The sequence below is a fragment of the Pseudomonas iridis genome, assembly GCF_017980685.1.
GTDB classification, from domain to species: Bacteria; Pseudomonadota; Gammaproteobacteria; order Pseudomonadales; family Pseudomonadaceae; genus Aquipseudomonas; species Aquipseudomonas iridis.
Genome location: NZ_JACXXO010000023.1, coordinates 1 through 12,509 on the forward strand (window position 1 = coordinate 1; position 12,509 = coordinate 12,509).

The 12,509-nt window shown below is 58.2% G+C and carries 16 protein-coding genes; 10 read left to right on the forward strand and 6 right to left on the reverse strand.

Annotated features, from left to right (window positions below; translation table 11 throughout):
• The first annotated feature begins 244 nt into the window (after nt 1-244).
• Entirely contained in the window at nt 245-1,132 is an 888-nt protein-coding gene (gene rhtA / locus IEQ42_RS25050; RefSeq protein WP_210705889.1) for a threonine/homoserine exporter RhtA, read from the forward strand.
• A gap of 168 nt (nt 1,133-1,300) precedes the next feature.
• Nucleotides 1,301-1,582: a hypothetical protein gene (locus tag IEQ42_RS25055; RefSeq protein WP_042560187.1), complete on the forward strand. Its 282-nt coding sequence runs from the start codon at nt 1,301-1,303 to the stop codon at nt 1,580-1,582.
• A 1-nt stretch (nt 1,583) separates the two neighbouring features.
• On the opposite strand, the gene IEQ42_RS25060 is transcribed toward IEQ42_RS25055, so the two are convergent.
• Nucleotides 1,584-2,147 carry a TetR/AcrR family transcriptional regulator gene (locus tag IEQ42_RS25060; RefSeq protein ID WP_210705890.1) on the reverse strand — a complete coding sequence of 188 codons (564 nt, stop codon included), beginning with the start codon at nt 2,145-2,147 and terminating at the stop codon, nt 1,584-1,586.
• 92 nt (nt 2,148-2,239) lie between these two features.
• Here IEQ42_RS25060 and IEQ42_RS25065 point away from each other — a divergent pair, with 92 nt between their 5' ends.
• Together IEQ42_RS25065 and IEQ42_RS25070 are read left to right on the forward strand one after the other, a co-directional pair.
• The gene (locus IEQ42_RS25065) at nt 2,240-2,968 is read left to right on the forward strand and encodes an SDR family oxidoreductase (RefSeq protein ID WP_150593217.1); all 729 of its coding nucleotides are present in this window, start codon (nt 2,240-2,242) and stop codon (nt 2,966-2,968) included.
• A 37-nt stretch (nt 2,969-3,005) separates the two neighbouring features.
• Nucleotides 3,006-3,602 carry a 2-hydroxychromene-2-carboxylate isomerase gene (locus IEQ42_RS25070; RefSeq protein ID WP_210705891.1) on the forward strand — a complete coding sequence of 199 codons (597 nt, stop codon included), beginning with the start codon at nt 3,006-3,008 and terminating at the stop codon, nt 3,600-3,602.
• A 47-nt stretch (nt 3,603-3,649) separates the two neighbouring features.
• Here IEQ42_RS25070 and IEQ42_RS25075 read toward each other — a convergent pair whose 3' ends face one another.
• The 5 genes from IEQ42_RS25075 to IEQ42_RS25095 all read right to left on the reverse strand — a co-directional run bounded on the left by IEQ42_RS25075 (nt 3,650) and on the right by IEQ42_RS25095 (nt 8,385).
• A complete protein-coding gene (locus tag IEQ42_RS25075; RefSeq protein ID WP_210705892.1) occupies nt 3,650-5,458 on the reverse strand; it encodes an aminopeptidase P family protein in 1,809 nt (602 codons plus the stop codon).
• A gap of 54 nt (nt 5,459-5,512) precedes the next feature.
• Entirely contained in the window at nt 5,513-6,679 is a 1,167-nt protein-coding gene (locus IEQ42_RS25080) for an aminotransferase class V-fold PLP-dependent enzyme (RefSeq protein WP_210705893.1), read from the reverse strand.
• 205 nt (nt 6,680-6,884) lie between these two features.
• On the reverse strand, nt 6,885-7,499 hold the full coding sequence (locus tag IEQ42_RS25085) for a LysE family translocator (protein WP_210705894.1): 615 nt from the start codon (nt 7,497-7,499) through the stop codon (nt 6,885-6,887).
• Between the two features lie 99 nt (nt 7,500-7,598).
• On the reverse strand, nt 7,599-7,868 hold the full coding sequence (locus IEQ42_RS25090; RefSeq protein ID WP_210705895.1) for a hypothetical protein: 270 nt from the start codon (nt 7,866-7,868) through the stop codon (nt 7,599-7,601).
• Between the two features lie 151 nt (nt 7,869-8,019).
• Entirely contained in the window at nt 8,020-8,385 is a 366-nt protein-coding gene (locus IEQ42_RS25095; protein ID WP_150603411.1) for an antibiotic biosynthesis monooxygenase, read from the reverse strand.
• Nucleotides 8,386-8,478: 93 nt separating this feature from the next.
• On the opposite strand from IEQ42_RS25095, the gene soxR reads away from it, so the two are divergent.
• The 6 genes from soxR (at nt 8,479) to IEQ42_RS25125 (ending at nt 12,491) form a co-directional block, all read left to right on the forward strand.
• Nucleotides 8,479-8,931 carry a redox-sensitive transcriptional activator SoxR gene (soxR, locus tag IEQ42_RS25100; protein WP_210705896.1) on the forward strand — a complete coding sequence of 151 codons (453 nt, stop codon included), beginning with the start codon at nt 8,479-8,481 and terminating at the stop codon, nt 8,929-8,931.
• Nucleotides 8,932-9,043: 112 nt separating this feature from the next.
• Nucleotides 9,044-9,502, forward strand: a complete 459-nt coding sequence (locus tag IEQ42_RS25105; protein ID WP_210705897.1) for a VOC family protein — start codon at nt 9,044-9,046, stop codon at nt 9,500-9,502.
• 340 nt (nt 9,503-9,842) lie between these two features.
• Nucleotides 9,843-11,042, forward strand: a complete 1,200-nt coding sequence (locus IEQ42_RS25110; protein ID WP_210705898.1) for a PepSY-associated TM helix domain-containing protein — start codon at nt 9,843-9,845, stop codon at nt 11,040-11,042.
• Nucleotides 11,039-11,581, forward strand: coding sequence for a thiamine pyrophosphate-binding protein (locus IEQ42_RS25115; RefSeq protein WP_210705899.1), 543 nt, complete (start codon nt 11,039-11,041; stop codon nt 11,579-11,581). Before IEQ42_RS25110 ends, IEQ42_RS25115 begins: the two co-directional genes overlap by 4 nt.
• Entirely contained in the window at nt 11,578-11,919 is a 342-nt protein-coding gene (locus IEQ42_RS25120) for a hypothetical protein (RefSeq protein WP_047302285.1), read from the forward strand. Before IEQ42_RS25115 ends, IEQ42_RS25120 begins: the two co-directional genes overlap by 4 nt.
• Entirely contained in the window at nt 11,916-12,491 is a 576-nt protein-coding gene (locus IEQ42_RS25125; RefSeq protein WP_210705900.1) for a DUF6162 family protein, read from the forward strand. The genes IEQ42_RS25120 and IEQ42_RS25125 overlap by 4 nt, the downstream gene beginning before the upstream one ends.
• Nucleotides 12,492-12,509: the final 18 nt, after the last annotated feature.

Here is a 12,509-nt window from a genome sequence, read left to right on the forward strand (position 1 = left end):
TGAACTGAAGCGACCCGCTCTCGAAACCTACTTAACTCATTGAATCTCAAGGAGTTTTCCGTTTCGACTGCGCCGGAAGTGGGGCGAATTATAGACGTCTGGAATCTGCCGTCAACCGCTATTTTCGTTTTTATCGAAACTTCCGAAAAACCTGCTTATATATAGACGTCAGAGACATGAATGCGCAATATATTGCCCATTACCTACAACAATACCCCGCTCTTACCTTGGACGATGCCGCGCAATGAATGACCAACCCCGCTCTCTCGCCTCAATGCTATTCCCGGTTGGCCTGCTATTAATAGCCATGGCATCGATCCAGTCCGGTGCATCGCTGGCCAAAAGCATGTTTCCAGTGGTGGGCGCTCAGGGGACGACAACCCTGCGCCTGATTTTCGCGAGCGTGATCATGCTGTTATTGCTGCGCCCCTGGCGAGCAAAGCTGACAGCCAAGTCGCTACGTACGGTGATCGTCTACGGCATGGCGTTGGGAGGCATGAACTTCCTCTTCTATATGTCATTGCGCACAGTGCCGCTGGGCATCGCCGTTGCTCTCGAATTTACCGGCCCATTGGCCGTAGCTATATATGCATCCCGGCGTGCCATCGACTTTCTGTGGATCGGCCTGGCCATAGCCGGCCTGGTGCTATTGATACCGACGGGGGCGACAACCGCGGGAATTGACTTGGTTGGGGCCGGATATGCATTGGGTGCCGGGATCTGCTGGGCGCTATACATTCTGTTTGGTCAGAGGGCCGGTGCTGATAACGGCGTCACGACCGCAGCGTTAGGCGTGATGATCGCGGCGCTGTTCGTGGCTCCCATCGGCATCGTGCATGCCGGCGCAGCGCTATTCACACCCTCGCTGATCCCGATTGCGATCGGCGTCGCCATCCTGTCCACCGCCCTGCCCTACACACTGGAAATGGTTGCTCTCACCCGAATGCCCGCGCGAACCTTCGGCACATTGATGAGTATCGAACCGGCATTCGGCGCGCTGTCGGGCCTGCTGTTTTTGCAGGAATACCTCACGCTGTCACAATGGATGGCGATCATGTGCATTATTCTGGCTTCCGTTGGCGCGACCATGACCATGGGCAGCGCCGCCAAGCCTGCCATAGCGGCAGATTGAAACAGGATTTGACGAAGGTCTGGCAATTGGCGTTCATTTAGGCCATGTTTAGGCTCGCAACCCAATGCCAGATATGGATTTTTTCCGACAGGGATTTCGAAACGCCGAGAGCGCAAGCGAATACAGGCAGACCGGAGCATCAGACTCGCGGCCGCTATAAGGACGGTAATGAAACGAATTTTGATATTGATCGCCGTACTCGCAGTTGCGGGTTGTGCGGCGACCTCGAAGACCCAGGTGAAGCACGGCAAGAAAGGGCTGCACATCAACTGTTCGGGACTCTCGTCCTCTTGGGACAAGTGCTATACCAGCGCAGCCAACTCCTGCGCCCCGAAAGGCTACAAGGTCATCGCCAAGTCAGGGGATTCCGTAGAGGAGCCCGGCGACTATCCATTCGGTCTCAATCCCGCTGGCTACACTAGCCGCAGCATGATCGTCATCTGTAAATAGATCACGGCTGCCGGGAGATCTGACGCCCAATTTCGTCGCGGCTGGATTCCAGCACCTTGCGCTGAACGTCCGGCGTGGCCAGCATTCGCGCCACTACCAACGCGCCAACGCACTGCGACAGAATCGACCACGCTAGGCTGTCGCTCCCAAGTATCTGCGCCCAACTGTCCTGAAGTCTGCAGATCCACATCTGGGCCTGCTCACGCACCTGAACATCCGAACGGGCGATTTCCGCGCCTAACGACGGCAAAGCACAGCCGGATTCAGGTTGTTCTACGTGAGCCATGCTCAAATAGTGTTTGAGGCAACGCTCCAACCGCTCACGATCCTGCCCCCCCTGCCCGCCCAGCCGCTCAAGACTTTGCCCCAACTCCCGCTCGACGATGGCAGTGAACAACGCATCCTTGGATGAGAAATGACTATAGAAAGCGGCACCGCTCAGCCCTATAGCCTTCATCAAACCATCGACGCCGACCGTGGAAAACCCGGAGCGCTTGGCCGACAGCGCACTGCTCTGCAAAAGTTTTTCCTGGGTTTCCTGCTTGTGATTGGCGGAGTAACGCATGTTGTTTGCCCTCGAATTGACCACCTTGACGCTGGCCGAATCCTAGCATAACGTTCGTTCACTTAACGATCGTTTACCAAAGGGATTCACCCATGAATAACAAGAAGGTCGTATTGGTTGTCGGTGCGGGTGATGCCACAGGTGGCGCGATTGCCAAGCGCTTTGCCAAGGAAGGATTCGTTGCGTGCGTCACGCGGCGCAGTGCCGATAAATTGCAGCCGCTGGTAGACGCGATTCAGGCCGAAGGCGGCGAAGCTCACGGCTTTGCTTGCGATGCGCGCAAGGAAGAAGAAGTCATCGCGCTGATCGAAGACATCGAAGCCCGCCTCGGCCCGATTGAAGCTTTTGTCTTCAACATCGGTGCCAATGTGCCGTGCAGCATCCTTGAAGAAACCGCTCGCAAATACTTCAAGATCTGGGAGATGGCTTGTTTCTCAGGTTTTCTCAATGCCCGTGAAGTGGCCAAACGCATGGTAACGCGTAAACGTGGAACCATTCTGTTTACCGGCGCAACTGCCGGACTGCGCGGCTCATCGGGTTTCGCCGCATTCGCCGGCGCCAAGCATGGCATCCGCGCGCTCGCACAAAGCATGGCTCGCGAATTGGGCCCGATGAACATTCATGTTGCCCACATCGTGGTTGATGGTGCCATTGATACGGATTTCATCCGCAACAGCTTTCCCGAGAAATACGCCACCAAGGATCAGGACGGCATCCTCAACCCCGAGCACATCGCCGAAAATTACTGGTATCTGCACAGTCAGCCACGCGATGCATGGACGTTCGAGCTGGATCTGCGCCCCTGGAACGAACGCTGGTAAACCCACCGCCCATAACAATAAATAGAGAGCAGCGAAAATGACCAAAACCGTGGAGTTCTATTTCGACCTCGGCAGCCCTGCCACTTATCTGGCCTACACCCAATTACCCAGAATCTGCGCAGAAACCAATAGTCAGCTGACCTACATTCCGATGCTGCTGGGCGGTGTGTTCAAAGCTACGGGCAACGCTTCACCGGCAATGATCCCGGCCAAGGGTCGTTACATGTTTCAGGATCTGGACCGCTACGCCAAACGCTATGGTGTAGCTCTCAATTTCAATCCGCACTTTCCGATCAACACGCTGCTGTTGATGCGCGCCGTCACCGGCATACAACTGCGCCAACCGGAACGCTTTCAGGCGTTTGTGGATTGCTTGTTCACGGCGTTGTGGGTGGAGGGCAGAAATTTGAGCGACCCGACGATTGTGGCTGCCGTGTTGAGCGAACACGGGTTTGCGCCCGATGACGTCCTGGCGCTGACCAACGACGAAACAGTCAAGGCTGCGCTGAAGGACAACACCGAAACCGCCATCAAACGAGGCGTTTTCGGTGCTCCGACCTTGTTTATCGGCAATCAGATGTTCTTCGGCCAGGATCGTCTCGACTTCGTCGAGGAAGCATTGCGTCAGGTCTAGATCGAAAGAAACACGCGGGCGCTGATTTCAGCGCCCGCACATGCCGATCAGATTGCAACAGTACGCGTATTCAGCCACTCCAGCGCCGCACCGTCGAGCAACGGGCTCAAGCGCTCACGTACCTCAGCGTGGTAGGCGTTGAACCACTGTTTTTCTTCCTGACTCAGCAAGTCTGGCAGCAGACAACGCGTATCGATCGGGCACAGGGTCAAGGTTTCAAACTTGAGGAAATCGCCGAACTCGCTGCTGCCTGCCTCACGGTTCATCGCCAGGTTTTCGATGCGCACGCCCCAACGGCCCGGACGATAAGTGCCCGGTTCGATCGAAGTAATCATCCCCGGTTGCATCGCGGTCTGTGGTGCCGGCGCTGCCTGATAGGCAATCACTTGCGGGCCTTCGTGCACATTGAGGAAGTAACCCACGCCGTGACCGGTGCCGTGGCCGTAATCCACGCTTTCAGCCCAGATCGGCGCGCGCGCGATGGCATCGAGCAGTGGAGACAGAATGCCTTTCGGGAACTGTGCCCGCGACAGCGCAATCACGCCTTTCAACACGCGAGTGCAATCGCGCTTCTGTTCTTCAGTCGGCGTACCGACCGGCACCATGCGCGTGATGTCGGTCGTGCCGCCGAGATATTGACCACCGGAGTCGATCAGCAACAGACCGTCCCCCTCGATCACCGCGTGCTCTTCTTCAGTAGCGTGGTAATGCGGCATCGCGCCATTGGCATTGAAGGCAGCGATGGTATTGAAACTCAGCGACACATAATCCGGACGACGCTCGCGGGCAGCGGTGAGTTTCTCGTCGATGGTCAGCTCGGTAATGCGCTCACGACCCCAGGCCGATTCCAGCCAGGCGAAGAACTCGCAGAGTGCCGCGCCGTCCTGCTCCATCGCTTTACGAATATGCGCGGCGTCGGCTTCACTTTTTTGCGATTTGGCCAACGTGGTCGGGTTCAAGCCTTCGACCAGTGTTACGCCATTGTCGAGGTTATCCAACAGACCGCTGGTGACACGCGCCGGGTCCACCAGAAGGCTCGCGCCGCTCGGCACGGCGCGCAAAGCTTCGGACACTTCGCTGTAGTCGCGCAGTGTCACGCCGTCCTGTTCCAGCACTGCACGCAACGGCGCATCAACTTTGCTCAACGCAACGAACAGCGTCGCTTGTTGCTGATTGATCAGAGCGAAAGAGACGAACACCGGGTTGAACGACACATCGCCGCCGCGCAGGTTGAACAGCCATGCGATGTCGTCGAGGGTGGCGATGAAGTGCCAGTCGGCGCTGCGCTCCTGCAGGGTTTCACGCAGTTTGGCGAGTTTTTCGCCGCGGCTTACAGTCGCTTGTGGTGGTAGATGTTGATAAATCGGCGCGTTTGGCAGAGTTGGCCGGTCGCTCCAGACTTCCTCAAGCAGATCGATATCGGTACGCAGACTCGCGCCACGTGCTTCGAGCTTGCCGCTCAACGTACGCGCCGAAGCCACGGCCATCACAGCCCCGTCTACTGCAACCACGCCACCTTCAGGAGTCTGTTCAGCCAGCCAGTCCAGCGGACTCGGCTGCCCTGGTTGCAGCTTGACCAGTTCGATACCGCTGCCATTGAGTTCCTTGGTCGCCTGCTCCCAGTAACGACTGTCGGCCCAGACACCGGCGAAATCGAGGGTGACAATCAGTGTGCCGACCGAACCATGAAAGCCCGACAGCCACTGCCGTCCCTGCCAGTAACCCGGCAAATATTCCGACAGATGCGGGTCGGCAGAAGGCACCAACAACGCATGAATGCCTTCACGGCGCATCAGTTCACGGGTGCGCGCCAGGCGCTGGGGCACCGATCCTTCGGTCAAGGTCTGGGTACTCATCATGTCTCCTGCTAATCACTTATTCGTTATTGTTCGTAGCCATCGTTCGGCTGGTTAAAGCCCTGTCGCCCAGAATGCCGGAGCACTGGCGCAGGCGGTCTTGATCAATTCGCAAGCCTTGTCGACATCTTCTGCGGTGGTGAAACGGCCGAGGCTCAAGCGAATGGTACGTCCCGCCAGCCGCGCGTCATGCCCCAAGGCCAGCAGCACGTGGGATGGCGCGTTGCTTGCGGAGTTACAGGCTGAGGTCGCGGAAAACGCGATCGAATGGCTCAGCGCCGCGCTGTTGAATTCGCCCTCGCTGAACGTCAGGCTCAAGGTGTGCGCAATGCGCTGACTGGCACTGCCATTAAGACGTACGCCGGGCAGACTCAGCAATTGTTCGAGCAAACGTTCGCGTAACGCGACGATGGATTTTTTCTCTTCATCGAAAACGCCTGCAGCCAAAGCGAATGCAGCGCCCATTCCGGCAATCTGATGAGTCGCCAGCGTCCCGGAGCGCAAACCGCTTTCGTGTCCGCCACCATGAATCTGTGCCTGCACGCGTTGTTGCGCCCGTGGGCCGACGTACAACGCGCCAATGCCTTTGGGGCCGTAGAGTTTGTGCGCCGAGAACGACATCAGATCCACTGGCCACTGCGCCAGGTCGATCGCCACTTTGCCGGCGCCCTGAGCCGCATCGACATGGAAGAGCGCCTCGCGACCGCGGACGATTTCACCGATGGCCGGGATGTCGTTGACAGTGCCGAGCTCGTTGTTGACCAGCATCAGCGAGACCAGAAAGGTGTCATCGCGCATCGCCTCGCTGACCGCCTTCGGCGTGATCAAGCCATCAGCGTCCGGCACCAGATAGGTCACGGCAACGCCGGCGTCCTGCAACTGGCGGGCGGTATCGAGGATGGCTTTGTGTTCGATCTGGCTGGTAATGATGTGGCCGCCGCAGACACCGCGCGCCTGGGCAACGCCTTTCAGCGCGAGGTTATTGGACTCGGTGGCACCGGAGGTCCAGACGATCTGTTCGGCTTGCGCCCCGACCAGTTCGGCGACTTGCCGGCGGGCCTGCTCGACCGTCTGTCGAGCCTGCTGGCCAAACGCGTGGGAGCTGGAGGCCGGGTTGCCGAAATTACCGTGGAACCCCAGACACTCGATCATGACCTGGATGACCCGCTCGTCCACCGGGGTGGTGGCGGCGTAATCAAAATACAACGGACGTGTGTTCATAAAAGACTCGCAGAGCGTGTTCCGGGATCAGGAGGCTCGTGTCTGCAAACGGCACTGCGCAGCCTTGTGGGCTGCGCGTCGGTTCGAGAGCGTCATCAATACCTGATCGGATGCCGTTAAAGAAGAACAACTTCATTTAAAAGTGCGTAGGAACGCTCCTGAAGCCGAGCTTAACAGGCATCGGGTCGGCGGTTGAAGCAACGCGTCAGCTAAAGCTTTCAAGAAGTAACGGATACAACGAAATCACCAGCAATGCCGCCATGCCCCAGTTGAATACGCGCAACCAGCGCGGTTCCTTCAGCACATTGCGCAGCAACGTGCCACACGCGGCCCAGACGCCGACGCTCGGCAAATTGATGATCGCGAACACCGCGGCGATCACCACGACGTTGGTGAAGTATCCCTGCATCGGCGTGTACGTGCTGATGGCACCAATGGCCATGATCCACGCCTTGGGATTGACCCACTGGAACGCCGCGGCGCCCAGGTAGCTGATCGGTTTGGCTTCGCCCTGGGTATTATCACCGACCGGCCCCGAATGGGCGATCTTCCATGCCAGATACAACAGATACGCCGCGCCGACGTAGCGCAGGACCGTATAAAGAATCGGATAGGACTGAAACACTGCGCCCAGACCAAATCCCACGGCGACCACAAGGACGAAGAATCCACAGGTGATGCCGAGCATATGCGGGATGGTGCGGTTAAATCCGAAGTTGACGCCCGATGCCAGCAACATGGTGTTGTTCGGCCCCGGCGTAATCGAGGTGACAAGGGCAAACAGGGCAAAGCCCAGCAGTAAATCAAGCGAGAGGTTCATGGTGCAGTCCGTCAGGGTCATTCAGGTGTAGACCCTACCCCACGCGGCCCGGCAAACCCACGGACAGTTGGCTAATACTTCAAGCAGTACAGTTTGTTTTCAGCTAGGGCGCCCATGCAGCTGTACGGCACGTTCAGCACTCATCTCGCCCTGCTTGTCAAAACCGAAGGCCTTCTGTGGCTGACCAAGTAATCGGGCTTTTTTTGCATGGTATTCGTCAAACGACAAACCGCTGCGGTTCAGTGCCTCCATGGCCAGTTCCCGGGATTCTTCTGCCGAGTAGGGCCGCAATTCCGGAGAAACATGGCTGACACATCCGGCGAGTACGGAGACGGCGAGCAACAGCGAGACAGTCAGTAAATGATTCATGAGAGCGTCCTGGCGAGCAATATGGGGTCGATGGAGAAAGGCTACGCCCCGACACGCATGCGCAGAAATCAACGCTCTCAATAGTGGCTATCAGCAAATCGTCACCAAACCGCATATCTCTCCAAAGTGAGCGCCTGACAAAGCTGTCGATCTAACCGACCAGGTTGCAGTGCAACGCATCGTCGTGACTGCGGGCGATGCTGCTCAGTACCTGAAACGAATTGAAGGTCACTGTTTTCGCCTGATGGGCGCGGATCAACTCCCAGAAATCCTGCTCACCGCTTTCGAAACTGCGGAACGCCGCCTCCCCCGCCTCGCGAGTCTGCCATTGCAGCAAGCTCAATACCCGCCGACCATCGTCGCTGGCTTGCACGCTCGCGCTGACAAAACCCTGGTAGCGCTGGGCCAGGCGTTCAGTCTGCATCGACAGCGCCGAGACCAGTCCCGGTTGCTGCCGAGGCTCGATCTCGAATTCGATCAATTGGGTGAAGCTGCGGTTTTTCGCTGATGCTTGCATGAAATTCCCCACTTGGCTGTAAGGCGAATCTTGCGACTCGAAGAAGCGCAGGGTAAAACCTCTAGTTAAGTCAAGGTCAAGAGCAATTTCACCATGGTCACCAAGGAAAACCTGCACAAGCCCCTCACCGTCGGCGAAGTCGCGGCGCGCAGCGGTGTTGCGGTCACGGCCCTGCATTTTTATGAGTCCAAGGGTTTGATCAAGAGCCAGCGCAATGCTGGCAATCAGCGACGTTATGCGCGCGCCGTGTTGCGTCGAGTGGCATTGATCAAAGTTGCGCAGCGTCTGGGGATTCCGCTGGCGGAGATTGGCGAAGCACTGAAAGTCCTCCCCGACGATCGCGCACCGACGGCGGCGGACTGGAAGTTTCTATCGGAGCAGTGGCGCCGGGAACTGGATGAACGGATCAATCAACTGACGCTGTTGCGCGACCGGCTCAATGGCTGCATCGGTTGTGGCTGCCTGTCGATGGAGGCGTGTCCGTTGCGCAATCAGGGCGATGTGCTGGGTGAGCAAGGGCCGGGGGCGCACTTTTTGGATACGTAATGTGAGCTGCTGCTCGTCGGGCGAAATTCCTGGCCAGGAAGACAGTTCTATAGTGATTTTTCCGGGAATCCGGTGAAGCAACATTTCGGAAAATAAAAACAGGGAGAACGTCATGAGCGTCAAACCCATCCCCGAGGGGTATCACAGCATTACCCCGTATCTCGGCATCCAGAAGGCCGTCGAGGCCATCGACTTCTACAAGAACGCGTTCGGCGCCACCGAGGTCATGCGCCTGGCCATGCCCGATGGCAGCATCGGCCACGCAGAGCTGCGTATTGGTGACAGCGCAATCATGCTCGGCTCGCCGTGCGATCAAGGGCCATTGAGCAATCCGGAGCAAACCGTCTCCGTCGGTTTGCATCTGTATGTGACTGATGTCGACAAGTCATTCCAAAGGGCGCTGGATGCCGGGGCAACCGTGGTGTCCGAGGTCAAGGATCAGTTTTACGGTGATCGCAGTGGAACGTTGAAGGACCCCTACGGGCATTTGTGGTTTCTCGCGACCCACAAGGAGGATCTGACTGAAGAGCAGATCAAACAGCGGGCGATGGAGATGTTCAGCCAAGGCTGAATACATCAGCGTCCGAACCGACTCTTCCGCGAGCAGGCTCGTTCCCACCTTGGAATGCATTTCATATGTGGGAGCGAGCCTGCTCGCGAAAGCTCTTACGAATCCGGCATTGAAGCGGACTGGCACACTCCATCAGCCCGCCCCTCCCACAATACGTTGCGATGTCGAACAGAACGCGAAACATTTACTTTCACATTCCTTATCGGGATTTATCTCGCTCATCCGTCCTATAGAGATGCAGGCCGCTCGCGTAGGCAAAAGCCACGAGCGCCTTTCGGGGATACCCGTGCTGTGAAGCCCGCAGCCACGTGCCCTTTCACCGCTCTCTAGACGCGTAATCATGTCGAAAAAATCCCGTTCCAAACTGTGGTTCCTGATACATAGCTGGCTCGCATTACCGATCTGGTTTTTCGTCCTGATCGTTTGCGTGACCGGAACGCTGGCGGTGGTCAGCCAGGAAATCGTCTGGCTGGCCAATCCACAGATGCGTGCCAGTCAGCCATCGGACGATGCGCCGCTGCTCAGTTATGACCAGATTCTGGCCGCGATCAAAAAAGCCGAACCGCAGACCGTGGTCGAAAGCATCTCCCGCCCTGACGAATCGCACTTTGCCCTGGACGTCGAGGTCAGCTACCCGGATGGGCGCTCGCTGACGGTGTACGTCAACCCATACACCGGGGTGATCCAGGGCACCGCGCCAGCCTTTGACTTCAAGGCTTTCACCCGCGCCTTGCATGGTTGGTGGCTAGTGCCGTTCACCAACGGCTTCAGTTGGGGATGGTATCTGGTGTCATTCCTTGGCGTGCCGATGCTGGTGTCGTTGATTACCGGCCTAGTGGTCTATAAGCGATTCTGGAAGGGCTTCTTGCGCCCGACTCTACGTATTCGCCATGGCGCGCGTATTTTCTGGGGCGATTTCCACCGTCTCAGCGGTATCTGGTCGATCTGGTTCATTGCGGTGATCTCCATCACCGGTGTCTGGTTTTTGATTCGGGCCTTCCTGTTCGATAACCAGATCTCCATCTCCAGCGAGCCGATCATCCCGGCCATGTCCCGTGAAAGCGTGCCGATTTCGGCCGCCGGCACTCCGCCGCCACGTATCAGCCTGGACCGCGCCGTAGAAATCGCTCAGCAAAAGATTCCGGGGCTGGAGGCCAGTTTCGTCAGCCTGCCGGGTAACGCTTACAGTCACATGAGCGTTGGCGGTCGCGGCTGGTATCCATTGATGTTCCAGACGGCGACGCTCAATCCGTACAACGGTGAGATGGCGGCTACACGGCTGCTGTCCGATCGTTCCTCGCTGGAGTTCGTCACAGAATCCATGCGCCCGCTGCACACCGGTGACTTCGGCGGGATCTGGATAAAGTTGATCTGGTTCTTCTTTGGCCTGCTGCTGAGCATGATGGTGCTCAGCGGCTTGCTGATCTGGACCAAACGCACCGCTCTGGCCACCGCCAATGCGCTCAAGCGCGAGGACAAAAAAAACCGGATCAAGGTACAACCGGCCCTCAGCCGTGAGCCTTCGGAGGTCAGCCTGTGAGCAAGTCCACAACGATCACGCCGCCATCGCGACTGGGGCGACTTTGGCACAAATGGCGATTCCACATAAATGTCCTGTTGTTGCTGATCCCGCTTGGTTTCATGCCCAAGTATTTTGCCGACGCTTCACTGTTTCGCGGCGACAGCGGCCTGGGGCAACATGAAATCGGCAATATCCAGGTCGGCCCCTGGAGCCTGCGACTGGCCGAACTGCGCAACGAAGCCCCCACCCTCACGGGCCCGGCCGGCTATATGAAAGATTTCAGCGCGGCCCTGTGCGATGCCTGTGTCGACAAGGTCAAGGCCACTTACCTGCGCATCGGCAAACCGCGCAGCCTGCGCGCAGCCGGGGCGATTTTTTTCGGTACGCCATACCGTATGGGCACGCAACTGCCGATCCCGGAGAAGACCAAACCCGACGCCGAACTGTGGATCACCATGGAAGGCTGGGACGGCAGCATGCATCAGGCCTCGATTCCTTTGAGCCAGGCCTCCCCCGCCACCATCGACTGGCTGAACAAACAAGGAGCCAAACCATGACCTGCTCGCAACGCCCTTTCCGTCTGCGAATCAGCGCCGCGTTGTTGGTGCTGTGCGCCGGCTTCAGTGCAAGCGCACTGGCGCACAACCCGATGTGCGAATGCAAAGCCGTCGATGACGAACAGATCAAATGTACCGGTGGCTTCTCCGATGGCAGCGGCGCACCCGGAGTGACCCTGGATGTGATCGGTTACGACGAAACGATTCTGGTGCCGGGCAAGCTCGGCCCCGACTCGACAGTGACCTTCAAGAAACCCGGCGCCGAGTTCTACGTGCTGTTCGACGCGGGCCCAGGCCATGTGGTGGAAATCGACCAAGCGGATATCGAAGCGCCATGAGTACGCCCACCACACAGATCGTGCGCCCGGCCGGTGCCGGCCATGAAACCCTCAACGTGTTGCTGCTGTGCCTGCTGATCCTGGCGCTGGCAGGTTCCGTGGTGGCATGGCGCGGGGTGTCCCATGAACCGGAACCTGTCGCCAGCAATCAACTGGACGCGCGCCGCGACCTCAGCGCCGCCGAGCAAGGCATCTATGCCGACCTGCGCGTGACGCTGGACGAAATCCGCTTGCTGCGCGAAGAGCAGAAAACCCTGCCGCCCCCCCAAAATCTGGCGGACGAAGGTTTTGCCCCATTCGCTCAGGACGCGAGTTCGGTCGCTCGAGGTGGTCATGCATGGCAGATGCCGAGCGATGCCGCCTACTTCGGTCATAGCCAGACACCCTCCATCGCCGGTTCGTTTCTGATGCGTGTCAGCGCTGATAACCAGGCCGCGCCGGACATCTGGCTCAACCGTGACGCCGCACTCACGGCGCCTCGGGAGCTGACTGACGCCGCCCTGGCCGCCGCCGGCTGGAAACAGATCGTCGCGCAATACGATGCCGGGGTTACCCGCGAACATCGCCATTGATTCCTCGCCCTCACCCGA